The organism is Roseixanthobacter glucoisosaccharinicivorans (assembly GCF_043195095.2).
Lineage (GTDB): Bacteria > Pseudomonadota > Alphaproteobacteria > Rhizobiales > Xanthobacteraceae > NCEH01.
In genome coordinates this window covers 4,375,921-4,398,925 of the sequence record NZ_CM195538.1, presented here as the reverse complement: position 1 = coordinate 4,398,925, position 23,005 = coordinate 4,375,921, and the positions used below count along the sequence as shown (strand labels likewise).

Annotated in this window: 22 protein-coding genes; 10 read left to right on the top strand and 12 right to left on the bottom strand. The window is 66.4% G+C overall.

The window, feature by feature from the left end:
- Positions 1-169: 169 nt before the first annotated feature.
- Positions 170-1,318: an ABC transporter substrate-binding protein gene (locus V5F78_RS20365; RefSeq protein ID WP_394070894.1), complete on the bottom strand. Its 1,149-nt coding sequence runs from the start codon at positions 1,316-1,318 to the stop codon at positions 170-172.
- A gap of 346 nt (positions 1,319-1,664) precedes the next feature.
- Between V5F78_RS20365 and V5F78_RS20360 the strand changes: the two genes are divergently transcribed.
- A complete protein-coding gene (locus tag V5F78_RS20360; protein ID WP_394070617.1) occupies positions 1,665-2,627 on the top strand; it encodes a LysR family transcriptional regulator in 963 nt (320 codons plus the stop codon).
- 324 nt (positions 2,628-2,951) lie between these two features.
- Here V5F78_RS20360 and V5F78_RS20355 read toward each other — a convergent pair whose 3' ends face one another.
- The 8 genes from V5F78_RS20355 to V5F78_RS20320 form a co-directional block, all read right to left on the bottom strand.
- Complete coding sequence (locus tag V5F78_RS20355; RefSeq protein ID WP_394070615.1) at positions 2,952-3,635, bottom strand: aspartate/glutamate racemase family protein; 684 nt, start codon at positions 3,633-3,635, stop codon at positions 2,952-2,954.
- Between the two features lie 16 nt (positions 3,636-3,651).
- The gene (gene otnC, locus V5F78_RS20350; protein WP_394070614.1) at positions 3,652-4,284 is read right to left on the bottom strand and encodes a 3-oxo-tetronate 4-phosphate decarboxylase; all 633 of its coding nucleotides are present in this window, start codon (positions 4,282-4,284) and stop codon (positions 3,652-3,654) included.
- A gap of 3 nt (positions 4,285-4,287) precedes the next feature.
- A complete protein-coding gene (gene otnK / locus V5F78_RS20345) occupies positions 4,288-5,568 on the bottom strand; it encodes a 3-oxo-tetronate kinase (RefSeq protein WP_394070612.1) in 1,281 nt (426 codons plus the stop codon).
- Positions 5,569-5,620: 52 nt separating this feature from the next.
- On the bottom strand, positions 5,621-6,565 hold the full coding sequence (locus V5F78_RS20340) for a 3-hydroxyacyl-CoA dehydrogenase (protein ID WP_394070610.1): 945 nt from the start codon (positions 6,563-6,565) through the stop codon (positions 5,621-5,623).
- Positions 6,566-6,644: 79 nt separating this feature from the next.
- Positions 6,645-7,376, bottom strand: coding sequence for an ABC transporter ATP-binding protein (locus V5F78_RS20335; protein ID WP_394070608.1), 732 nt, complete (start codon positions 7,374-7,376; stop codon positions 6,645-6,647).
- Positions 7,363-9,117 (bottom strand): branched-chain amino acid ABC transporter ATP-binding protein/permease, encoded by a 1,755-nt coding sequence (locus tag V5F78_RS20330; protein WP_394070606.1) that lies wholly within the window; start codon positions 9,115-9,117, stop codon positions 7,363-7,365. Before V5F78_RS20330 ends, V5F78_RS20335 begins: the two co-directional genes overlap by 14 nt.
- A 10-nt stretch (positions 9,118-9,127) precedes the next feature.
- Positions 9,128-10,003 carry a branched-chain amino acid ABC transporter permease gene (locus V5F78_RS20325; protein ID WP_394070604.1) on the bottom strand — a complete coding sequence of 292 codons (876 nt, stop codon included), beginning with the start codon at positions 10,001-10,003 and terminating at the stop codon, positions 9,128-9,130.
- Between the two features lie 228 nt (positions 10,004-10,231).
- Positions 10,232-11,371: an ABC transporter substrate-binding protein gene (locus tag V5F78_RS20320; protein ID WP_394070602.1), complete on the bottom strand. Its 1,140-nt coding sequence runs from the start codon at positions 11,369-11,371 to the stop codon at positions 10,232-10,234.
- 111 nt (positions 11,372-11,482) lie between these two features.
- Here V5F78_RS20320 and V5F78_RS20315 point away from each other — a divergent pair, with 111 nt between their 5' ends.
- Positions 11,483-12,208 carry an FCD domain-containing protein gene (locus tag V5F78_RS20315; protein ID WP_509276332.1) on the top strand — a complete coding sequence of 242 codons (726 nt, stop codon included), beginning with the start codon at positions 11,483-11,485 and terminating at the stop codon, positions 12,206-12,208.
- Positions 12,209-12,295: 87 nt separating this feature from the next.
- Here V5F78_RS20315 and V5F78_RS20310 read toward each other — a convergent pair whose 3' ends face one another.
- Positions 12,296-12,550, bottom strand: coding sequence for an Ada metal-binding domain-containing protein (locus tag V5F78_RS20310; RefSeq protein WP_394070598.1), 255 nt, complete (start codon positions 12,548-12,550; stop codon positions 12,296-12,298).
- Positions 12,551-12,689: 139 nt separating this feature from the next.
- Between V5F78_RS20310 and V5F78_RS20305 the strand changes: the two genes are divergently transcribed.
- The 3 genes from V5F78_RS20305 (at position 12,690) to V5F78_RS20295 (ending at position 16,240) form a co-directional block, all read left to right on the top strand.
- The gene (locus tag V5F78_RS20305; RefSeq protein WP_394070596.1) at positions 12,690-13,616 is read left to right on the top strand and encodes an ABC transporter ATP-binding protein; all 927 of its coding nucleotides are present in this window, start codon (positions 12,690-12,692) and stop codon (positions 13,614-13,616) included.
- A complete protein-coding gene (locus tag V5F78_RS20300; RefSeq protein WP_394070594.1) occupies positions 13,613-14,374 on the top strand; it encodes an ABC transporter permease in 762 nt (253 codons plus the stop codon). The genes V5F78_RS20305 and V5F78_RS20300 overlap by 4 nt, the downstream gene beginning before the upstream one ends.
- 153 nt (positions 14,375-14,527) lie before the next feature.
- Entirely contained in the window at positions 14,528-16,240 is a 1,713-nt protein-coding gene (locus V5F78_RS20295; RefSeq protein WP_394070592.1) for a carbamoyltransferase C-terminal domain-containing protein, read from the top strand.
- Between the two features lie 13 nt (positions 16,241-16,253).
- Here V5F78_RS20295 and V5F78_RS20290 read toward each other — a convergent pair whose 3' ends face one another.
- Positions 16,254-17,120, bottom strand: a complete 867-nt coding sequence (locus tag V5F78_RS20290; RefSeq protein WP_394070590.1) for a LysR substrate-binding domain-containing protein — start codon at positions 17,118-17,120, stop codon at positions 16,254-16,256.
- A gap of 132 nt (positions 17,121-17,252) precedes the next feature.
- On the opposite strand from V5F78_RS20290, the gene V5F78_RS20285 reads away from it, so the two are divergent.
- On the top strand, positions 17,253-18,161 hold the full coding sequence (locus V5F78_RS20285; RefSeq protein ID WP_394070588.1) for a DMT family transporter: 909 nt from the start codon (positions 17,253-17,255) through the stop codon (positions 18,159-18,161).
- Between the two features lie 3 nt (positions 18,162-18,164).
- Here V5F78_RS20285 and V5F78_RS20280 read toward each other — a convergent pair whose 3' ends face one another.
- Positions 18,165-18,923, bottom strand: coding sequence for an RluA family pseudouridine synthase (locus V5F78_RS20280; protein ID WP_394070586.1), 759 nt, complete (start codon positions 18,921-18,923; stop codon positions 18,165-18,167).
- A gap of 197 nt (positions 18,924-19,120) precedes the next feature.
- Here V5F78_RS20280 and V5F78_RS20275 point away from each other — a divergent pair, with 197 nt between their 5' ends.
- The 4 genes from V5F78_RS20275 to V5F78_RS20260 all read left to right on the top strand — a co-directional run bounded on the left by V5F78_RS20275 (position 19,121) and on the right by V5F78_RS20260 (position 22,910).
- Positions 19,121-19,639, top strand: a complete 519-nt coding sequence (locus tag V5F78_RS20275) for a hypothetical protein (RefSeq protein ID WP_394070584.1) — start codon at positions 19,121-19,123, stop codon at positions 19,637-19,639.
- A 403-nt stretch (positions 19,640-20,042) separates the two neighbouring features.
- Positions 20,043-20,525: a Fur family transcriptional regulator gene (locus V5F78_RS20270; protein ID WP_394070582.1), complete on the top strand. Its 483-nt coding sequence runs from the start codon at positions 20,043-20,045 to the stop codon at positions 20,523-20,525.
- 114 nt (positions 20,526-20,639) lie between these two features.
- On the top strand, positions 20,640-21,935 hold the full coding sequence (gene ispG, locus V5F78_RS20265; protein WP_394070580.1) for a flavodoxin-dependent (E)-4-hydroxy-3-methylbut-2-enyl-diphosphate synthase: 1,296 nt from the start codon (positions 20,640-20,642) through the stop codon (positions 21,933-21,935).
- 351 nt (positions 21,936-22,286) lie between these two features.
- Positions 22,287-22,910 carry a YceI family protein gene (locus V5F78_RS20260; protein WP_394070578.1) on the top strand — a complete coding sequence of 208 codons (624 nt, stop codon included), beginning with the start codon at positions 22,287-22,289 and terminating at the stop codon, positions 22,908-22,910.
- Positions 22,911-23,005: the final 95 nt, after the last annotated feature.

Here is a 23,005-nt window from a genome sequence, read left to right as displayed (position 1 = left end):
CAAGGGGGGAGGGAGCAGGGCGCGCCTGGCTTCAATGTCGTGCCGAATTGAAGCCGCGGGACACGTCCCCTCTCCCGCTTGCGGGGGAGGGCTAGGGAGGGGGAAGGCCGGGGAGGACCGGGCAGGACCGAGTCCTCCGGAGGAGAACGACCAAGGGACCGGCAGGACCTCAGTTGGTCTTGCCGTACTTGGTCTGCTCGATGGGCAGCAGCTTGCCGTCCACCCACACCGTCAGCTTGTAGTATTTCGGCAGGATGGCGTCCTGGCGCTCGGGGTCCTTGGCGTCGAAGGCGGGCTTGTATTCGGCCACCAGCCCGTCGAGATTCACCGTGTAGAGCGCGTCGTGCACCTTCTTCCAATCGAAGGCGCCAGCCTTCTCGATGGCGGCGGCGAGGATATAGACCGCGTCATAGGCATTGGCGACGCCCGAGGGCATCTTCACGTCGGAGGGCTGCTTCAGGCCGTACTTGGCCTGGAGCTTTTCCCACAGCGCCTTCTTCTTGGCATCCATGTCGCCCATGAAGGTGTAGGTCTGGATCACTTCCACGCCGTCGGCGAGCGGCCCTGCCAGTTCGCCGAGATTGCCGGCGATGCCCCAGGCGCCGATGATCGTGGGCTTGTAGCCCACCTTGTCCATGGAGCGCAGGATCTGGTTGCCTTCGCGATCCAGGGCCCAGAACAGCACCACGTCCGCCCCGGCGTCGCGGGCGCGGATCACCTGCGGGCTCATGTCCTGGTCGTTCCAGTTGAAGGTCTCGGTGGCCACCAGCTCCTTGCCGGCCTTGGCCATGGCGTCCTTCACGTCCGGCAGGGCGCCGTTGCCCCAGCCGGTGTTCTCGTAGAAGAACGCGATCTTGCCGGTCTTGGAGGCCTTCAGCGCCTGTTCGACCAGGAAGCGCGCCACCCATTTGTCCTTCGCCGAGACGCGGAACATGTAATTGGGATTGGCGCCGTTTTCGATCGCCTTCGTGTTGGCGGCGAGCACGCCCACATAGGGAATGCCGATCTCGTTCACCGGCTCGGCCTGGGCGACCGCGACGGTGGAGTGATAGCCGCCGAGGATGGCGACGCACTTGTCGGCGAGCGCGATGCGGCGGGTGTTGTCAACGCCGCGCGGCGGGGCGCCGGCATCGTCATATTGCACGAAGCTGAGCTTCTTGCCGAGCACGCCGCCCTTGGCGTTGATCTCGTCGATGGCGATCTCGGCGCCCATCTTGATGGCGGCGCCGCCGAATGCGGCGGGGCCGGTGGTGGCGGCGGAATTGCCGATGCAGGGCTGCTGCTGCGCCATCGCCAGCGTGGACGACAGGCCGAGCATCACCGTCGCGGCCAGCAGCTGGCCACGTAAAAAGCTGTGTGAAGGCATGTATTTATTCTCCTGTTGTCTACAGGATGTGTGGGCATTTCGCCCCTGTTCCCATCTGCACAATAAAGCTACCGACAAGATCCGGCCATCGACAAAGATGATTTTCCAATCGTCGATATAGGGTGGGCCTATGAAGGCATTTTATAGGCAGAAGCGATGTTAGTGAGAATGATATAAATAATTGAAAAATATCAGATTTTTACAAAATGCTGCCCATAGTTTAAGCAGCTTGGCGCGTGGGAAGTCGTTTGACAAATCGAATCTGCTCGTGAGAATTCTGGGTCTGCAAAGGTGGTCCATGGATCTTCGCCAGCTCAAATACTTCGTCCAGATTGCGGAAAGCGGAAACTTCTCGCGTGCCGCGGAAATCCTGCGGGTCGCCCAACCCTCCCTCAGCCAGCAGATGAAAAACCTGGAGGATGAACTGGGCGTCGACCTTTTGGTGCGCCATGCGCGCGGCGTGACCCCTACGGAAATCGGCCAGCAACTCTATGATCATGCCCGCCGCATCCTTCAGGAGGTGGACCGGGTGAAGGACGTGGTGCGCTCGCAATCGGCGAACCCCTCCGGCCGCGTCTCCGTGGGCCTGCCCACCTCGGCCTGCCGGGGCCTGTCTATTCCCCTCATCAACGCCCTGGCCGTGCACCAGCCCAACATCACCTTGCACGTGGTGGAGGCGATGACCGGCTATCTGGACGAATTCCTCCAGCTCGGCCGGCTGGACGTGGCGCTGCTGTACGACCACAAGGCGTTCGAGCATGTGGCCTGGACCGAGATGATGGTCGAGGACCTGATGTTGTTCGTCCCGCCCGGCCATCCGCTCGCGGCGGAAGGCGAGGTTTCCTTCAAGCGCATGTTCGAATTGCCGATCGTGCTGCCGGGCCGCCCCAACGTGCTGCGCACGGTGGTGGAACAGTTCGCCGCCCGCCACGACGTGGTGCCCACAGCCATGGATTGCGACAGCCTGCCGGCGATCGCCAAGCTGGTGCGCCAGTCCACCGCGTTCGCGGTCATGCCCCATTTCGCCCTGACCGAGGAAATGGCGCGCGGCGAGATGGTGGCGGTGCGGATCGTCGATCCCACCCCGTCCTGGAGGCTCTCCGTGGTGGTCTCCCAGCGCACCATGAACGTGCGCGGCAGCGAGGCGGTGGCGCAGGTGATGGCCGATGTCATCGCCGGCATGGTGGAGGCCGGCGTCTGGCGCGCCCGGCTGCGGGCCGAGAAGACGCGCGGGGAGCCGTCCCGCGCGCTGGCAAAATAGCGGGCACCTCCCGCCGGGCGCGGTGGGCGATGCCGCGCTCCCGATCCGCCCGCCCCATCATCGCCCGATGCCTCCGGCGCGGTCGTCCGGCGCCGTCGGGCGGGGGCAGCAGCCGGCGCGGCAGCCGGCGGGGGATGCGCGCGCCGAACGTTTTTCGCAGGCCTTCGGAAATATGTGCCGAACCTTGGGCGAACTCGCGGTGTCGTCGCGCTGTGGAGCGCGGAAACGGGTCTTTAAACCGCTGTTCGTCTACGGCAAGTCCTTGGTTTCACGTGAAACATGTCCGAATGCGCGGCCCGCGCCCGGCGTTCGGCATTGCCGGTGTCAGGCCTGCTCCAGCGCCCGCCGTACGTGCTGGATCCCGAGTTCGGGGCTGGTGAGGATGGGGAGGGAAAAGCCGTTATCCCCTTGACCTTCCAACGCCCGCGCCATGGATGCCTGGGCCAGGACGACCACATCCACCTTGGGCGCCAGGGCGGCAAGTTCGGCCCGCACCAGCGCATCATGTCCGGCCCGATCCCCCGCCGCGAGCCGGTCGAACGCCCCCTCGCACACCCCACTGCTCAACGTCACCCGAACCCCCTTTTGCGCCGCATGCCGCTTCAGAAGATCGGTGGTGGGAACGAGGGTGGTGGAGAGCGTCGCCAGCACCCCGATGCGAGTGCCTTTTTCCAATGCCGCCAATGCCATGCCGTCATCGACCCGGAACAGCGGCACCGGGCAGAGCGGGATCGCGGCATCCACCGCCGGGCCGAGGGAGGAGCAGGTGACGAGCACCGCATCGGCGCCCGCATCGACCGCCGACCACACGTAGCCGGCCAGCCGGCGCATGGTGAGGCGGGAGAGTTCCCCCGTGCGGATGGTGTTCCGCAGCAGGCTTTCATCCACGATGTTGAAGGGTTCCCAGCCGGGCAGATGGCGCCGCGTGAGATCCTCGAACACCGGCACGAGGCCGGCGACCGTGTGGATGAGGGCCAAGGAGCGGGGCGCGGATGCGGAGGTCGTCATCGGTGGGCGGCTCTGGCTATTTGGGGAATGCGGTGTTCAGCTCGTCGATCTGCGCCGCCGTGAGCAGGCGCGGATTGCGATCACGCAGCAGCACCAGCAGCTTGGCGGTTTCCTCCAGCTCCTCGGCGGCATAGACGGCGCCCTGGAGGTCCTTGGCGGTGACCACCGGCCCATGATTGGCGAGCAGCACCGCCGCGCATTCCCCGTTCAGCTCCCGGATCAGCGTGCCCATGGCCGGATCGCCCGGCCGCACATAGGGCAGGAGCCGCACCTTGCCGACCCGCATCACCACATAAGGCGTCAGCGGGGCGATGCAGTCGGCGGGGTCGATCTCCGGCAAGCAGGAGAGCGCGGTCGCATAAGTGGAATGCAGATGCACCACCGCGCCGGTGCCCGGGCGGGTCTCGTAATAGGCGCGGTGCAGGAACACTTCCTTGGAGGGCTTGTCGCCCGACACGTGCTGCCAGTCCCGGTCCAGCTTGGAGATGCGGCCGGCTTCCAGGAAGCCGAGGCAGGAATTGGTGGGGGTGATGAGCACCCCGTCCTCGACCGCGACGGAGATGTTGCCCGCCGAGCCGACCGAATAGCCGCGCTCGAACAAGGAGCGGGACAGGCGCACCAGAAGGTCGCGGGTGGCGGCTTCATCCATGGGTCAGGCCTCCGCCGTGCCGGCGATGGCGCCGAGCGCCTTGCCGAAGAAGTCGGGCGCGCCGAAATTGCCGGACTTGAGCGCCATCCCAAGGCCGGTGCCATCTTCCGCCACCAGGACTGGTACGCCGGGGTCGATCTCCGGGCCGATGCGGAACGAGGTGACGCCGAGCGCCGAGACCACGGCGCCCGATGTCTCGCCGCCCCCCACCACGATGCGCCGCATGCCGGCGTCATAGAGCGCCTTGGCGGTCTGCGCGAAGATGCCGTCCAGCTTGTGGGCGACCTCGGTGCGGCCGTACTTCTCTTGAAGCGCCGCCACCTGCTCGGGCTTGGAGGAGGAATAGACCAGCGGCGCGTGGCCGGGGTTCGCCTGGATGAAGGCGACCAGATCGGCGGACGTGATGGAGCCGTCCATCACCTTGTCCACGTCGATGGCGAGCACCGGATGGTCCTTGCCGTGCACGTCGATCTGCTGGAGCGTGGCGCGCGAGCAACTGCCCACCAGCACCGCCTCCGGCCCGCCGATCAGGTCCACCGCCGGGTTGCCGCCCTTGGCGAGGCCGGCCTTGATGAAATTGCGCGGCAGGCCGAGCGCGATGCCCGAGCCGCCGGTCATCAGGCGGGCATCGGCGCAGGCGGCGGCGATGGCGAGCAGATCGGCATTGGTCAGGGCATCGACAATGACGAGCCGCTCGCCTTTCTCCGACGCGGCCACAAGGCCCGCCCGGATCGCCTCAGGCCCGCGCTGGAGCACGGGCCAATCCACCAGGCCGACCGGATCCTGGCATTGAAGCTGGAGCCAGCGCCGCAGATCGGCGTCGGTCATCGGATTGAGCGGATGATGCTCCATGCCGGAATCGTTCAGCAGCCGGTCGCCGACGAACAGATGGCCCTTGTAGATGGTGCGTCCGGCATCGGGGAAAGCGGAACAGGCGATCACGCCCATTTCGCCCAGTCGCCGCGCCAGGGCCTCGCCCACCGGGCCGATATTGCCTTCCGGTGTGGAATCGAAGGTGGAGCAATATTTGAAGATCACCTGCCGGCAGCCCTGGGCCTCCAGCCAGTCGAGCGCGGCCAGCGACTGCGCCACCGCCTCTGCCGCGGGAATGGAGCGGCTCTTCAGCGAGATGACGCAGGCTTCCACGTCATCCGCCGCCGGCACGGTCGGAATGCCAAGATATTGCACCGTCTTGAGGCCGCCTTCCGGCGCGATCCCCTTGGCGATGGTATTGGCGATGTCGCTCGCCCCGGTGAAGTCGTCGGCGATCACTCCAAGCAGCATGGCGGGCACTCTGTGAGAGATGGCGAGGGGCGGCGGATCGCTCCGCCGCCGGTCAGGCGTTTTCCTTCAGGACCGCGCGCTTGGCCTTCACCAGGGCGGCGAGGCAACGGTCGCGCCACGCCTTGCGGGCATCGAGCTTGTCCGCCGGGGTCTTCGCGCGCCGCTGCGCCTCGACCTGCGCGACCAGGGCTTCGCTCCAGGGGCGCGGGTCGGCCTGTTCTTTGGCGAGATCGTAATACATGGGGCCGAGCTTGGCGCAATAATCCGCGACCCCGCCCTGGGCATTGAGGTCGATCGTCTCGAACGGACCCATGAAGAACCAGCGCAGGCCAAGGCCCTCGGAGATGGCGGCATCCACGTCGGTGGCGGAGACGATGCCATCCTCCACCAAGCGGAAGGCTTCGCCCAACACCGCGCTCTGCAGGCGGTTGACCACGAAGCCGGCGATCTCGCGGTTGAGGCGGATCGGCACCTGGCCGACCTGCTTCATCAGCGCGTCGGTACGCTCGACGACGCTCGCGGCGGTCCAAGGGGCGGGGATGATTTCCACCAGCGGAATGAGGTGCGGCGGGTTGATGGGGTGGGCCACCACGCAGCGCTCGCGGCCCTCGATCTCGGCGGTGAAGGAGGAGGCGGGCAAGCCGGAGGTGGACGAGGCGATCACCGCATCCGCCTTCACCAGCTTGGCCAGCTCCCGGTAAAGCGCCTGCTTGATGGGAAGGCGCTCCGGCGCGCTCTCCTGGATGTAATCGGCATCGGCCACGGCTTCCGCCAGGCTTGCGGCGGGCTTGAGGCGGGCGAGCACGGCGGCGGGCGTCTCGCCGTTCAGCAGGCCCTGTTCGGCAAGGCCGGGCGCGGCGCCGGCGGCAAAGTCGAGCGCGGCCTGGAGGGAAGCGGGCGAGGGATCATAAAGCGTCACGTCAAAGCCGGCGCGCGCGAATACGAGGCCCCAGGAGCCCCCCACAAGGCCACAGCCGACAAGAGCGATTTTCGTCATCTGGGAATGTCCCGGTTGGAAGATGAAGCCGGCGGCGGGCCGTGCCGCCGGTTCGAGAGAGGCGGCGCGCCGCCGGACATCACGCCGAGGCCGCGAACCCGCCGAGATAGGCAGCGCGCACCTGGGCGTTGTTCCACAATTCATCCGGCTTGCCCGACACCAGCAGGGAGCCGGCCTCCAGCACATAGCCGCGGTCGGCGACGGAGAGCGCCATGTTGGCGTTCTGCTCCACCAGCAGCACGGTGGTGCCGCGCTCGCGGATCTGGGCAATGATGCGGAACACCTGCTGCACGATCTTCGGCGCGAGGCCGAGCGAGGGCTCGTCGAGCAACAGCAGGCGGGGCTTGGCCATCAGGCCGCGTGCGACTGCAACCATCTGCATCTGTCCGCCGGACAGCGTCCAGCTATAGGCATGCTCCAGGCGTTGCAGATCGGGGAAGAAGGCGAACATCTCGTCGGCTTCCCGCTCCAATTGGGCGCGGCTGACGCCCGAGCGGTTGGAGGAGCCGAGCAGGATGTTGTCGCGCACCGTGAGGCCGGGAAACAGGCGCCGGCCCTCCGGCACATGGGCGATGCCGAGGCGGGCGATGGCACCGGTCTTCATGCCGAGGATCGGCGCGCCCGCGAACAGGATCTCGCCCGACGTGTTGGGCATGAGGCCGGAGATGGAGCGCAGCGTGGTGCTCTTCCCGGCGCCGTTGGAACCGAGCAGGGCGACGATCTCGCCCTCGTTCACCGTAAGGTCCAACCCCTTGAGGACGTCGCTCGCGGTGTAGCGCGCGGTGAGCCCCTTGATCTCAAGCAGCTTCATTTTGCGGCTCCCCCAGGTAGGCGGCGATGACTTCGGGATGGCTGAGCACGGACTTGGGATCGCCGTCGGCGATGCCGCGGCCGAAATTCAGCACGGTGATGCGGTCGGCCACCTGCTCGATCAGCTTCATGTCGTGGTCGATGATGACGATGGTCAGCCCATGGCCCTTCAGGCGCTTGAGCAATTCCGCCATCTCGCCCTTTTCGGTCAGGTTGAGGCCGGCGGCAGGCTCATCCAGCAACAGGATTTCCGGCGAGCCGGCGAGCGCGCGCGCGATCTCCACATAGCGCTGGTGGCCATAGGGCAGATCGCCCACCGGCAGATGCGCGACGTTGCGCAGGCCGACGAAGTCGAGCGCGGCAAGCGCCCGCTCCACCGTGGCATCGGAGCCGGAAATGTCGTTGCCGGGCCGCTCGGCGCCGATGGTGACATTCTCCAGCACCGAAAGGCCGCGGAACACGCGGATGTTCTGGTAGGTGCGGCACATGCCGCGCCGGGTGCGCTCGTGGGGCGGCAAGGCGGTGATGTCATCGCCGAGCAGCTTCACCCGGCCTGCCGTCGCCACGTAAAGGCCGGTGATGACGTTGAGCATGGTGGTCTTGCCCGAGCCGTTCGGCCCGATCAGCGCATGCACCGAGCCCTTGCGGACCTTGAAGTCCACGCCGTCGAGGGCCTTGAGGCCGCCGAAGTGCTTGGCGAGCCCGGTCACCTCCAGCACCACATCGGACGACATGGTGCCGGTGCGGCTCAGCAGGGGCAGGGGCGTCACCGGACCCGTCTCGGCGGGTGCGGACTTGAAAAAGCGCTTGGTGAGAAGACCCCAGACGCCGTTCGGCAGGAAGATCATGATGCCGATCACCGCCGCGCCGTACACGGCGAGATAGGCTTGGCGCAGGAAGCGCAGCCATTCGGGCAGCAGCACCAGCAGCACTGTTCCGAGCAGGGCGCCGATGGGGGACTGCACCCCGCCCAGCAGTGCCATGGTGAGCAGAACGATGGATTCGTTGAAGGTGAACTGGTCCGGGGAGATGTAGGAGAAGGCACCGGCGAACAGCCCGCCGCCGAGACCGCCGAGCGCGGCGCTGATGCCGAAAGCCACGGTCTTGGTACGGAACACGTTGATGCCGCAGGTGGAGGCGGCGATCTCATTGTCGCGCACCGCCTGCATGGCCCGGCCGAGGCGGCTGGTCTTCAGCAAGGCGGCATACAGCGTGACCACCACCAGGAACACCATGCACAGGCCGAGATAGGTGGACCCGCCCGAAAGATCGAGCGGCCCGAGCATCGGCCGGGGCACGCCGGAAACCCCGTCCGGTCCGCGAGTCAGGCTGATCCAATTGGTCAGCACCATGGTGACGATCATCTGGAAGCCGATGGTCACCATGGCGAGATAATGCCCGCCGAGCCGCAGCGAGGCGAAGCCCAGGAACATGCCGCCAAGCCCGGTCACCACCACGCCCATGCCGAGCGCGACGAAGAAGGGCAGGCCGTAATCCACCGTGCCGAGGGCGACGCAATAGGCGCCGATGCCCAGGAACGCGGCCTGGCACAAGGCGAGCTGGCCGCAATAGCCGAGCACGATGACGACGCCGGCGACGGCGATCGCATAGGTCGCCGCCTGCATCATGATGTTGAGATAATAGCCGTGGGTCGGCGCCACGAAGGCGATGGCGATCACGGCCAGGATGGCGATGCCCCCGGACAGGAGCGCGCGGTTGCGGTGCGAGGCTGCGGTTTTCATGAATGCCTCCTCACGCCTTCTCGGCGATGCGTTCGCCGAACAGCCCCTGCGGGCGAACCAGCAGCACGGCGAGCAGCATCAGGAACGCGAAGGCGTCCTTGTAGGGAACGGAGATGTAGGCGGCGCCCAGCGTCTCCACGATGCCGATCAGCAGGCCGCCGAAGATCGCGCCCGGGATCGAGCCGAAGCCGCCGATGATATTGGCCGCAAAGGCTTTCAGCGCGATCAGCGGGCCGATGCCGACCGATACGAACAGGATCGGCGCCACCAGGATGCCGGCGAGGCCGCCGAGCGCCGCGCTATAGGCGAAGGTGCCGAGGATCATGGCGATGACCGGAATGCCGAGCAGGCTGGCCATTTCCTTGTCCTGCGAGGTGGCCTGCAGCTTCTTGCCGACCATGGTCTTTTCGAACACCAGATATTGCAGCGTCACCAATGCGATGGTGACCGCGATGATGGAGAGATACTGCGTGTCCATGAAGATGTTGCCGACCAGGAAGCCGGCGCCATCGAACAGGCCGGGCAGCACCTGCGGGCTCGGCCCGTAGGTGGCGAGGATCAGGTTCGACAGGAGGATGGTCGCGCCGATGGTGGAGATGATCACCGGGATCTGGCCGCGGTCGCGCAGCGGCCAATAGGTGATGCCGGCGAAGATCACGCCGAACACCGCCATCAGCACCACCGCCCCGATCAGGGCGATGGGATAGGGCACGCCGAAACCGGCGAACAGGATCACCATGAAATAGGCGCCGAGCATGGAGAACTCGCCCTGGGCGAAATTCACCACATTGGCCGAGCGAATGAGCAGAACGAAGCCGAGGGCGACCATGGCATAGATGCTGCCGATGCCAATCCCGGTGAATAGAAGCTGAGGAAGCAAGCTCATCGCCGATCCTGTGCGCGAGAAAATACGAGGACTGTCTGGAAGGGGGGAAAGCGGCCCGTCCGCGCCGTCAAACCGTTCGTCGGCGCCGGGTTTGCCCCGGCCATCCGCGCGGCACCGCCTGTTCCAGCCGTATCGGGTGTTCCGATGCAACCGTGTGGATGCCCGGGACGAGCCCGGGCATCACGGCTATTTCAGGCGTACGCCGTGCCCTTCAAAAGGGCCGGGCGATCACTTGTCGAAGGCGATGTGACGATCGAAGACGATCTTGCCGTTTTCGTTCTTGACGATGTTGTAGCCACGCAGGCCGTCACCGTTCTCGTCGAAGCTATAGGTGCCCTCGGTGCCCGGGAAGTCCTTGATGGACAGGAGCGCCTCGCGCAGCTTGGCGGGATCCGTGCTGCCGGCCTTCTTGATGGCTTCCGCCAGCACCATGATCGCGTCATAGGCCCAGGCCGAGGTGTAGTCGGGCGCGCGGCCGACCTTCTTGGAGAATTCCTCGAAATAGGCCTTCGCCTGTGCGTTGGAATCCGCGTTGAAGTCGGCAACGGCATAGGTGCCGTAGAGAGCGGGGCCGGCGAGCTGCATGGCGGTGGTCGAGGCGACCGAAGCCGAGCCAACCCACGGGGCCGTCACGCCGAACTGCTTGAGCTGGCGGGCCAGCACGGCGACGTCGTTCTCGAACGCGGTATAGGTGGCGATGATATCGGCGCCGGACTGGCGCACCGCGAGCACCACCGGGGTGAGATCGGCCTGGCCGTTGTTAAAGCCCTGCACCAGCACCGGCTCGACGCCCAGTGCCTTGAGGGATTCAACCAGCGCCTTGGCGCCATTGGTGCCGAACGCGTCGGTGGAATGCAGAATTGCCCACTTCTTCTTCTTCAGCTGGTTGACGCCGAAATCGGCGATCACCTTGGCCGAATAGCTGTCATTGGGGCGTGTGCGGAACAGCCAGGGATTGCCGGAATGGGTCAGCGTGGGGTCGGTGCCGCCGAAGAACACCGGGATGCCGGCCTTCTTGGCATCGCCGGAAATGGCGTTCACCTGGGTGGAGCGCACCGAGGAGAGCACTGCGACGAGATCGCCACGGCTGACCAGGCGGGAGAAGGCGAGCACGATGCCGGGATTGGTGGTCTGGTCGTCCTCGATCACCAATTCGAACTTCTTGCCGAGCACGCCGCCGGCGGCGTTCACCTTCTCGACGCCCAGCTTGGCGCCTTCGGTCTGGAGATGGCCGATCTCGGCGGCCGGGCCGGTGAGCGGCGCGGTGAGGCCGATCTTGATGGTTTCCTGCGCCGAGGCAGCGCCGAAGGAGCCCAGGAGGGCAGCGGCGGAAAGCAGGCCGATGGCCGTGCGGCGGGACAGGCCCATAATACGTCTCCCTATATCCGATCCGATTTGATATCGGAATTGATGGCCGCGAACATGGCTGCTATGATTTCCCTGAGTCAAGGGGATTGAGGTCCGCGAGCGGACATATCATTGCCTTTTTTACTGTTATTGAGAGAAAATGCCTCAAGATCGACGGCTGGGCGCCAAATGAGCAGTACTTATCAGATTTCCAAGCCCATCCGCTTGGGCAACGAAGTCTATGACATTCTGCTCAAGAAGTTGATGTCGCTGGAAATACAGCCCGGTGAGCGCATAGGTGTCGACGGACTCGCGCGCCAGCTTGGCGTATCGCAGACCCCGATCCGCGAAGCACTTTCTCAACTTGAGGCGCAGGGTCTGGTGGTGAAGATCCACCTCTCCGGTTATCGCGCCGCCTCGCAATTGACGCGCAGGCAATTCGACAATTTGTGCGAACTTCGCCTGTTGATCGAGCCGCCGGCGGCCGCCAAGGCGGCCGTACTCATGTCGTCGGAAGAATTTCAGGGGATAGCGGGGCTCGCCGCGCACATGCGCGACTCCAAGCCCGAGGACGCGCAATCCGCCTATAATGCATTCGCCCAGGAGGATGCGCGCTTCCACGCGGCCATTGCCAAGGCGAGCCAGAACGACCTTTTGCACGACATCATCACCCAGCAGAGAGTGCATCTGCACCTGTTCCGCCTGCGCTTCCATGCCCGCGTCACCCAGGATGCGATCGTTGAGCATGCGCGGATTCTGGACGCCTTCGCCGAGCGGGACGCCGAGGCCGCCGCCGCCGCCATGCGCGTTCACATCGAGAATGCGCACGCGCGCTTCAAGACCGTGTTCGACGGCTGAGCCGCCGCGCCGCGCACCTTCGGGCCGCACGCGTGGGGGGCGCGAAGGGAACATGTTTTACCGCCCGGCTGTCGCCCTGACCGCCGCTTAAGAGTTCGCGGTCGCATCCATACGCGGCCGGCAGCGCAGGCAGGCCCTCAAGCCGGCAGCTTCGGCGTCGATCGGATCGGCATGAAAGCTCACGTGCGCCCGCAGCGCCGGACCGGATGGGCAGGACGGGCGGCAGTAAATTCCGGTGGTCCGCACGCCATAGACGAAGGTGCCGTCCCGCGCGCGGTCCCGCGTCTGGACTGCGCGCCACATGGCCTCCGCGGTCTCGCTGCTGAAGGGTTCGTTCGGCATCGCCTGCTCCCGCACGGGTAGGTTCTGCTTTTCGATACGGCTTTCACCGCCGGGGCGCAGCCCGGTTTGAACGGAGCGGCGGTGCGTTCACGACCTTGCGATATCGACCCGGAAGCCCTCCCGCGCTATACCCCCGCCCATGCAGTCGATCCTTTCCATCAGTCATCTGTCGAAGACCTATGCGTCCGGCCACAGCGCCCTTAAGGACGTCTCCCTCGATATCCGGCGCGGCGAGATTTTCGCCCTGCTGGGCCCCAATGGGGCCGGCAAGACGACGCTCATCTCCATCGTCTGCGGTATCGTCAATCCGACCGGCGGCACGGTCACCGTGGACGGCGCCGACATCATCAAGAATTATCGCGCCGCCCGCAGCCAGATCGGCCTCGTGCCGCAGGAACTCACCACCGACGCGTTCGAGAGCGTGTGGGGCACGGTGAGCTTCAGCCGCGGCCTGTTCGGCAAGAAGCCGAACCCCGCGCACATCGAAAAGGTGCTGCGGGACCTGTCCCTCTGGGACAAGAAGGACAGCAAGATCATGACGCTGTCCGGCGGCATGAAGCGCCGCGTGCTGATCGCCAAGGCGCTCTCCCACGAGCCGCGCATCCTGTTCCTCGACGAGCCGACGGCGGGTGTGGACGTGGAACTGCGCCGCGACATGTGGCGGGTGATGCGCACCCTGCGCGAATCCGGCGTCACCATCATCCTCACGACCCATTATTTGGAAGAGGCGGAGGAGATGGCGGACCGCATCGGCGTGATCCGCAAGGGCGAGCTGATCCTGGTGGAGGAGAAGCGCACGCTGATGCGCAAGCTCGGCAAGAAACACCTCACCCTGCAATTGGCGACGCCGCTCCCAGCGATTCCGCCCTCCCTGTCCGCCCACCAGCTGGCCCTCTCCGCCGACCGGACGGACCTGATCTACACCTACGAAACCGATGGCGAACGATCCGGCATTGCCGATCTGCTGCGCGATCTCGCCGACGCCGGCGTCACCTTCAAGGATCTGCATACGGAGCAGAGTTCGCTTGAGGATATTTTCGTGAGCCTGATGAGAGACGCGCAATGAACATCCATGCCATCCGCGCGATCTACATCTTCGAAATGGCCCGCACCGGCCGGACCCTGCTGCAATCCATCATCTCGCCGGTTCTCTCCACCTCGCTGTATTTCGTGGTGTTCGGATCCGCGATCGGCTCGCATATGGCTGAGATCGGCGGGGTCAGCTACGGCGCCTTCATCGTGCCGGGCCTCATCATGCTGGGCCTGCTGACGCAGAGCATCTCCAATGCCTCGTTCGGCATCTATTTCCCGCGCTTCGTCGGCACTATCTACGAATTGCTCTCGGCGCCGGTCTCGGCGGTGGAGATCGTCATCGCCTACGTGGGGGCGGCGGCCTCGAAATCCATCATTCTCGGGCTCATCACGCTCGGCACGGCCTCGCTGTTCGTCAACCTGCACATCGTGCACCCGTTCTGGATGCTCTCATTCCTGGTGCTGACGGCGGTCACCTTCTCCCTGTTCGGCTTCGTTATAGGCATCTGGGCCGACAATTTCGAGAAGCTGCAACTGGTGCCGCTGCTGATCGTGACGCCGCTGACCTTCCTTGGCGGCAGCTTCTATTCCATCGACATGCTGCCGCCGTTCTGGCGCACCGTCACGCTGTTCAATCCCGTGGTCTATCTGGTGAGCGGGTTTCGCTGGAGCTTCTTCGGCATCTCCGACGTGGGTGTGGAGATCAGCCTGGCCATGACTCTGCTGTTCCTGTGCATATGCCTCGGCATCGTCATGTGGATGTTCAAGACCGGCTATCGCCTGAAGAGCTGACGCCGTATGGGGAGGTAGCCCGGTCGCGCGAGAGAATTACCCGAATAGGGCGACACGACCATTAAAATGGCGTCGCGTGCACCGGCGAAGTATGCAACTAAGGCGCCGAACGGGCCGGGGGCGGTCTTCAACGAACAAGAACAGAGCGCGCGTATGACGATCCTCGGCATTTCCGATTCGCACAATGCGGCGGCGGCGATTCTCACCCCCACCGGCACATTGGACGCCTTGCAGGAGGAACGGCCCCGGCGGATCAAGAACTTCCACCAGACGCCCACCCTTTCGATGGAATGGCTCCTCCAGCGGCACGCGCTGAAGCCGGAGCAGGTGGAGGTGGTGGCGCTCGCCGGCCATCTGCCCATTCCGCCGCTGGACCGCGAGGGTTGGATCCGCCTGTTCCGCAAATCCGGCCGCTGGCAGGGCAAGGCGCGCGACCTGCTGCGCCACACCCCGCTGCGGGCGATCGTGCAAGGCGAGAAGAGGCGCAAGCGGCGCGAGGCCTATCTGGCGCTCGGCTTCCGTCCGGATGCCATCAAGACCTACGAGCACCACGAATGCCATGCCGCCACGGCCTATTTCGGCCAGGAGGTCCGCGACGCTCCGGTGCTGGTGATCACGGTGGACGGCTCGGGAGATGAGCTGTGCTCTACCGTCAGCATCGGCCGCGACCACCGGCTGGAGCGCCGTTTCGCGACCCATTGGAGCCATTCCTTCGGCACCTTGTACGGGGTCGTCACTTACATGATGGGCATGGTGCCCAATGAGCACGAATACAAGCTCATGGGCATGGCGCCCTATGCCTCGCCCTCGGCCTCACGGAGGATCGCGGACCGGCTGCACGGCCTGTTCGCCTGGGCGGATGACGGCAGCCCGAGCTGGCAGCGCCGGCCCGGCGTGCCGCATACGATGCATATCCAGCCGGTGCTGGAGAAGCTGTTCTTCGAGCAGCGCTTCGACGCCATCATGGGCGGTCTGCAGCTGTTCACCGAGGAGATGCTGTGCGAACTGGTGCGCCGCGCGGTCAAGGCCACGGGCATCACGCGCGTGGCACTGGCGGGCGGGGTCTTCATGAATGTGAAGGCCAACAAGAAGATCATGGAGCTTGAGGAGGTGGAGCACCTCTTCATCTTCCCGTCCTGCGGCGACGAGACCAACGCCATCGGCGCCGCTTATCTCGCGCGGGCGGAACGATCCGGCGGGCCGAGCGTGCCGCCGCTCGGCAGTTTCTATCTCGGCCCGGACTGGAGCGAAGAGGAGATCCACGCCGATCTCGAACCGCACCTCGCGCGCGGCGAGATTCGCGTCGCGCGGCCCGATTCCCTCAATGAGGCAGTGGCGGACCTGCTGGTGGGGGGAGCCGTGGTCGGCCGCTTTGCCGGCCGCGAGGAATTCGGCGCGCGCTCCCTCGGCAATCGCGCCATCATCGCCGACCCGCGCAATCCCGAGGTGATCCGCACCATCAACGAGATGGTGAAAAGCCGGGATTTCTGGATGCCGTTCGCCTCCTCGATCGCCGACAGCCATGCGCCGGCCTATCTGGCGAATGCCAAGCAAGTGGCGGCGCCGCACATGATCCTGTCGTTCGATACCACCCAGCTCGGCGCCGACGTGCTGAAGGCCGGCATTCACCCCTATGATCGGACCTGCCGGCCACAGGTGGTGATGCGGGAGGCCAATGCCGAATATTGGGACCTGATCCAGTGCTTCGCGGCCCGCACCGGGGTCGGCGGGCTGTTGAACACGTCGCTCAATCTGCACGGCTTGCCGCTTGTGCATCGTCCGGCCGATGCCGTGCACGTGCTGCTGAATTCCGGCCTCAACGTGCTCGCCATCGGCCCTTTTCTGGTGACCAAATCCGAGGCCTGACAGGACGCGCGGCTCAGGCCGCCAGCTCCGCCGGGGTCGCGGTGTCGCAGAAGCGGGCGAGGATGCCGGCCAGCGCCCGCCCCGCCTCATCCACCCCGGGGGCGAGGCACAGGGCCAGCTCGCCGGGGGGCACATCGGGTAGGCCCTCCGCCGCGCCGAGAAGGCGGTGGGTCGTGGTGAGGCTGCGCCGCTCCAGCAACGCAATGCCGAGCCCTCCCGCCAAGGCCGCCTGGAGGCCCATGAGGTTGGGGCTTTCATAGGCGATGCGCCAGGCGAGCCCCGCCGCTTCCAGCGCATGGATGGCGCGGTTGCGATAAATGCAGCCCTGGGGGAAAGCCACCAGCGGCACCGGCGCCAACGCGGGTATGGGGTGATCGGCGGCGGCGATCCAGACCAGATGCTCCGGCCATACCGCCATTGCCTCCGCCGGGCCGGGCTCTCGCTTCAGCAGCGCGACGTCGAGATCGCCGCGGGCAAGGTCCGCCGCAAGCTCGCGCGACATGCCGCAGCGCACCGAAAGCCGCACATCCGGCCGCATCCGGGCGAAGGCGGCGACGGTGCGGGTCAGAGCGACCAGGGCAAAATCGTCGGGAATGCCGACCCGCACCAGAGCCTGGGGCGTATTCGGCCGGAGCGCGGCCTTGGCCTCGGTGCTCAGCGCCAGGATGCGGCGCGCATAGCCGATCAGCCGCTCGCCCTCCTCGGTCAGCCGCACGCCCCGGCCGGCGCGATGGAACATCGCGCAGCCGGCCGCTTCCTCCAGCCGGCGGATCTGCTGGCTCACGGTGGACTGGGTGCGATGGACGCGTTCACCGGCGCGGGTGAAGCCGCCGGCATCCACCACGCTGACGAAGGCCCGCAGCAGATCGAGATCCAGCATGGTCGGTCATTCATTCGATTTTCCACTATTAAAGATCATGACATTCCATTTTTCAATGCGCGCGGGGATCGCTAACAAGGCCGCGCGGCGCGGCTTCCGCCGCGCTCCTATCGCCGACTGAAGATCGCTGCCATGAAACCGACCACCGCTTCCCTCGCCGCTCCTCGCCCCGCCAGTGGCGCCCCGGCCGCCGCGACGCCGGCGCTGGTGGCCCTGTTCTGCGTGCTGTGGAGCTCGGCTTTCGTCTCGGCGAAGATCGCGGTGGTGGATTGCCCGCCCTTGCTGCTGCTGTCCGTGCGGTTCCTGCTGGCGGGTGCGATCCTGCTTGCCGGTTGCGCGCTCACGGGCAGGCTGAAGCCGATCCCGCGCCGGGAACTGGGGATGCTCGCGGTCTCGGGCGTGCTGAACAATGCGGTCTATCTGGGCTTTAGCTTCGTCGGCATCGCATCCGTTTCCTCCGGCTTCGCCGCCGTGATCATCAGCGCCAACCCGCTGCTGGTGGCGTTTCTGGCCGGGCCTGTCCTTGGCGAGCACCTCACCCGGCGCAAACTGCTGGGGCTGGTTCTCGGCCTGCTGGGGGTCGCCATCGTGCTGCGGTCGAGGATCGCGGGCGGGCACGAAAACGTGGTCGGAACGCTCTTCATCTTCGCGGCATTGATCGCGCTTTCGGCGGGCACGCTGGTTTACAAGCGGGTGCGCATCAGCGCCGACCTCTTCATGGCGAGCGGCGTGCAGAGCCTTGCCGCCGGGCTGGCGCTACTGCCCGTCGCCCTCGCCACCGAGAGCCTGAGCGCTGTAAATCTTACTCCCGCACTCGTCGGATCGTTCGCCTATATGGTGCTGGCGGTCTCCATCGGCGGATACAGCCTGTGGTATTTCATCCTCGGCCGCGCCAGCGCCACCGAGGCGAGTGCGCTGCACTTCCTCATGCCGCCGCTCGGGCTGCTGTTCGGCTGGCTGCTGCTGGGCGAGCATGTGCCCTTGCTGGATCTTGCCGGCATCGTGCCGATCGCGCTCGGCATCCGCCTCGTGACGCGGTGAGGCTCAGGAGAAGGCGGCGTCCGCCTTCGCGCCGATATCGTCCGCGTCGAGGCCAAGCGCCTGGAGTGTCTCGATCATATGGGCCGGAAGGGGGGCGCTGACGTCCAGCTTCGGCCCGTTCTTCGCCACCGGAAGCACGATGCGGCGGGAATGCAGGTGCAGCATCGGACCGCCGGGAAGGCGCGAGGCGCCGCCGTAAATGGCATCGCCCAGGATCGGGAAACCGAGATGGGAGAGGTGCGCCCGCAATTGGTGGGTGCGCCCGGTCACCGGCGACAAGGCCAGCACGCTCAGGCCGTCGCCACGATGGAGCACGCGCCAGTCGGTGACGGACTCGAGCGCACCGGGCGACCCTTTCGGCACCGCCTGCATCCACCAGCCGCGATGGGGCGAGCGCTTGGCGAGCGGCTGGTCGATGCGGCCTTCGTCCGCCTCCGGCGCGCCCTTGGTGAGCGCCACATAGGTCTTGTCCACCTGCCCCGTCGCGAACAATTTATTCAGCAAGGCCAGCGCCTTGGCGTGACGGCCGAGGACCAGGCAGCCGGAGGTGTCCTTGTCCAGCCGGTGCGCCAGCTCGGGCGCGCGCGGCAGGCCGAAGCGCAGGCCGTTCAGATGGTCGTGCAGCGTCTCCCCGCCCTTGGGGCCCGGATGCACCGGCAGGCCCGCCGGCTTGTCCAGCACCAGGACCATGCCGTCGCGATGCAGTATGCGGGCCGCGAGGGGAGAGGGGGTGTCCGCGGGGACGGCGGGAGCGGCGTTCATCGGCGGTGTTTCAAGCTGGATGCGATGCGCCCGCATAGCACGATTTCGCCCATGCGGGGCGCCCGGCTGCGCTCGACCTATCGCGCCGCAATAAAAACATACGCGATTCAAGGCGATTAGCTGTTGCGCGGTGTCATGACGGCGCGGTGAAGACGTGGCACTGTCGGCCATCGAGCCTGGGAAGAGGAGCGTCCGCCATGGCCCATACAAGAAAGAACGAGCGCCGCGTGCTGTCGGATGCCGAGCTGGCGTTCGTGGACAAGGCCCGCCATCCCGTGCTTGCCGAGATGCCCCATGCCGACTTGCACGCCCTCATCGGCCATCTGCGCGAGCGGCGGGACCGGGCGCAGACCATCGCTAACGGCCAGCGCAGGGCCTTGCGCGGCAAGGGACCGGGCGAGGTGCGCTATGACAAGGCCGATCTCGGCAACCGCCAGAAAGCCTCTGTTCTCACCGATGCGCTCACCCGCGCCCGCCGCGAGATGACCCGCCGCAATGAGAAGGCGGCCCGTGAGGAGCTGATGGCCAATGCCCGCCACGCCTTGGCGCTGAAGCAGGCGGCGGGCGGGGCGCATCATCCCGATGGCGGGCCTACCGCCAATGAGGGCATGCGGGCCAAGGCCCGCAAGCGGGTGGATTCGCTTGCCCGTCCGGCGGAAGCCGGCCGCGTGACCAAGTTCGTCGCCACCGCCCAGGCGAAAAAGGACAATCGCTGAGGCAAAGGGCGCTCCGCCCGCCGCCTTTTTTGGCGGAGCGCTTGGGATTGCGCCCGTTGCGCCCAAAATGTTTCACGTGAAACAATGGGTTGGCGCAGACGAACAGGAGTTTCGTGGCGCTGTACCGCGCCTTTCCGGGTGAAGAAACCGCCATTTCGGACGAAGCTTCGCCGTTGAATTTCGGCAAGCCGCGACGGCCGCCGCCGCGTCCGCTGGCCCCGAGGGTTCCTCGGGCGCCGAGATCGGGGCGAGGGCCGGGCGTGCGCATTCGGACGGGGCGGCCATGGAAAAGCGCGCCGGGCATTGCTACATTGTTTCATCAGATGCTGCCCCATGGGCGCATCCGCCCGCGGCCCGGCCTTTTCCGCCGGCCGCCAAAGCCAGGATGCAGGTCGAGATCCAGATGCCCGGTTCCGCCGCCTCGCCGCACCATCACCACGATCATGACGCCTGCGTCTCCGGCGCGATGGCGCGGATCGAACATTTGTGCAGCCAGAAAGGCATGCGCCTCACGCCGCTGCGCCGGCGGGTGATGGAGGCGCTGGCCCAGAGCCATGTGCCCCTCGGCGCCTATGAATTGGTGGACCGGCTCGGGGCTGCGGGCGAGCGGCCGCCGCCCATGTCGGTCTATCGGGTGCTGGATTTCCTGGTGAACGAAGGGCTCGCCCACCGCATCGAAAGCCGCAACGCGTTCCTCGCCTGCGGCCATGAGCACGACAAGGACGAGGTGGTGGTGTTCCTCATCTGCGAGCAGTGCGGCGACACCCGCGAGGTGCGCTCCCACGCGGTGGGGCGCGATCTCTCCTGGGCCGCGCGCGCCGAGGGGTTCGAGCCGCGCCAGCGGGTGCTGGAGATCGCCGGCAGCTGCGCACGTTGCCGCGAGTGAGATCGCGGCCGGCGCGTGAAAGATTGACGCTCGCCCGCGCGCGGCCTACCTGCTAGCCAAATCGCGCCGCCGTCTGCGGGACGGGGGTGCCGCCGCCCATTACAGGACGCTCCCATGACGCAGCAGCCCGTCGTGCCCACCGAATTGCTGGAAGCCGGCCCCGCGCTGCGCCGCGCCACCGTGGGCGTTCCCGTGGGCAAGGTCATGGTGGGCGGCAACGCGCCGGTGGTGGTCCAGTCCATGACCAATACCGACACCGCCGACATCGACGGCACGGTGCGCCAGGTGGCCGCGCTCGCCCGCGCCGGCTCGGAGATCGTGCGCATCACGGTGGACCGGGACGAAGCCGCCGCCGCCGTGCCGCGCATCAAGGACCGCCTGCTGAAGATGGGCGTGGACGCCCCGCTGGTGGGCGATTTCCATTATATCGGCCACAAGCTGCTGGCCGATCATCCCGCCTGCGCCGAGGCGCTGGACAAATATCGCATCAATCCCGGCAACGTGGGCTTCGGCGACAAGAAGGACCGGCAGTTCGCCGCCATCGTCGAGACCGCCATCAAATATGACAAGCCGGTGCGCATCGGCGCCAATTGGGGTTCGCTGGACAGCGAATTGCTGACCGCCCTCATGGATGAGAACGCCAAGCTGGATCGCCCGGCGGAAGCGCGCGCCGTGACGCGCGAGGCACTGGTGCGCTCGGCCCTGCTCTCGGCGCAGCTTGCCGAGGATATCGGCCTGCCCCGCAACCGCATCATCCTCTCCGCCAAGGTCTCGGCGGTGCAGGATTTGATCGCCGTCTATACCGAGCTCTCCCGCCGCGCGGATTATGCCCTGCATCTCGGCCTCACCGAGGCCGGCATGGGATCGAAGGGCATCGTCGCCTCCACCGCCGCCATGGGCGTGGTGCTGCAGGCCGGCATCGGCGACACCATCCGCGTGTCGCTCACCCCGGAGCCCAACGGCGACCGCACCCGCGAAGTGCAGGTGGCGCAGGAAATCCTGCAGACCATGGGCTTGCGCACCTTCGTGCCGCTGGTCGCCGCGTGCCCCGGCTGCGGACGCACCACCAGCACCGTGTTCCAGGAGCTGGCGCAGAGCGTGCAGGACATGATCCGCGAGCGCATGCCGGAATGGAAGAAATCCTATCCCGGCGTCGAGGCGCTCAACGTGGCGGTGATGGGCTGCATCGTGAACGGCCCGGGCGAGAGCAAGCATGCCGACATCGGCATCTCGCTGCCCGGCACGGGGGAAACCCCTTCCGCCCCCATCTTCATGGACGGCAAGAAGGTCGCCACCCTGCGCGGCCCCCACATCCAGAGCGAATTCCGCGCGATGGTGGAAGAGTACGTCGCCAAGCGCTACGGCGTCGCCGCCAGCCGCCCGGTCGCGGAGATCGACGCGGCGGAATAGCTCTAGAGCTGATCGACATTCATGGCTTGACGCTGTTTAGGAGAGAAACGTCATGCACGGGCTTGTCCCGTGCATCCACGCGGCACCGCTGGAGCTGGCTTTCGAAGGCTGGTGCGGTCGGCGCCGCGTGCATGGCCGGGACAGGCCCGGCCATGACGACCGGTGAAAGAAAGACCATCGCACGCTAACGTTAGGCGCCTCGACGATGCGCCACGCCGCTGAATGTCGATCGGCCCGAGGCGCGCCGCAGGCGCCTCACGCAGCCTTCATTTGAACCTTCCCCTGACGCAACGTAGCGTCGCCTTCTCCAGGCGCCGGCCGGCTGGCCGCGCCCCCACGGGACATTTCAGAATGAAGCTCGCGCGCCTTTCCGCCGCTGCCCTCGCCCTCGCCTTGATCGCCCTGCCGGCGCAGGCCCAGACTGCCGGCTCCGGTGGCGGCAGCACCAGCGATCCCGGCGCGGTGAAGGCCGGCACCTATGTTCTGGATCCCGGCCACAGCCGCGTCAGCTGGAGCGTGACCCATCTCGGCTTTTCCACCTACACCGGCCTTCTGCCCGCCGCCGAGGGCACGCTGGTGCTCGACCCTGCCGCGCCGGAAAAGAGCACGCTCACCGTGACCCTGCACACCGGCAAGGTCGGCACGCTCGATGCCGCGCTCGACACGCATCTGAAGAGCGCGGAATTCTTCAATGTGGAGAAATTCCCCACCGCCACCTTCAAGGCGACCCAGATCGTCGCCACCGGCAAGACCGCGAAGATCACCGGCGATCTCACCCTGCTCGGCGTCACCAAGCCCATCACGCTGGATGCCACCTTCAACAAGGCCGGCACCAACCCGCTGGACAAGACCTATTCGATTGGCTTCGACGCGAAGGCGGTGATCAAGCGCTCGGATTTCGGCATGAAGACTTATGTGCCGGCGGTGAGCGACGAGGTGACCTTGCAGATCGAGACCGAGCTGAAGGCGAAATAGCCGCCCCGCTTCGGCGGGTCGTCCCGGGGTGCAGCTGGCCGGGGCGGCTTGCCCCAGGGGGCACCTGGGGACACGCCATGGCGCGGCTGCGCACG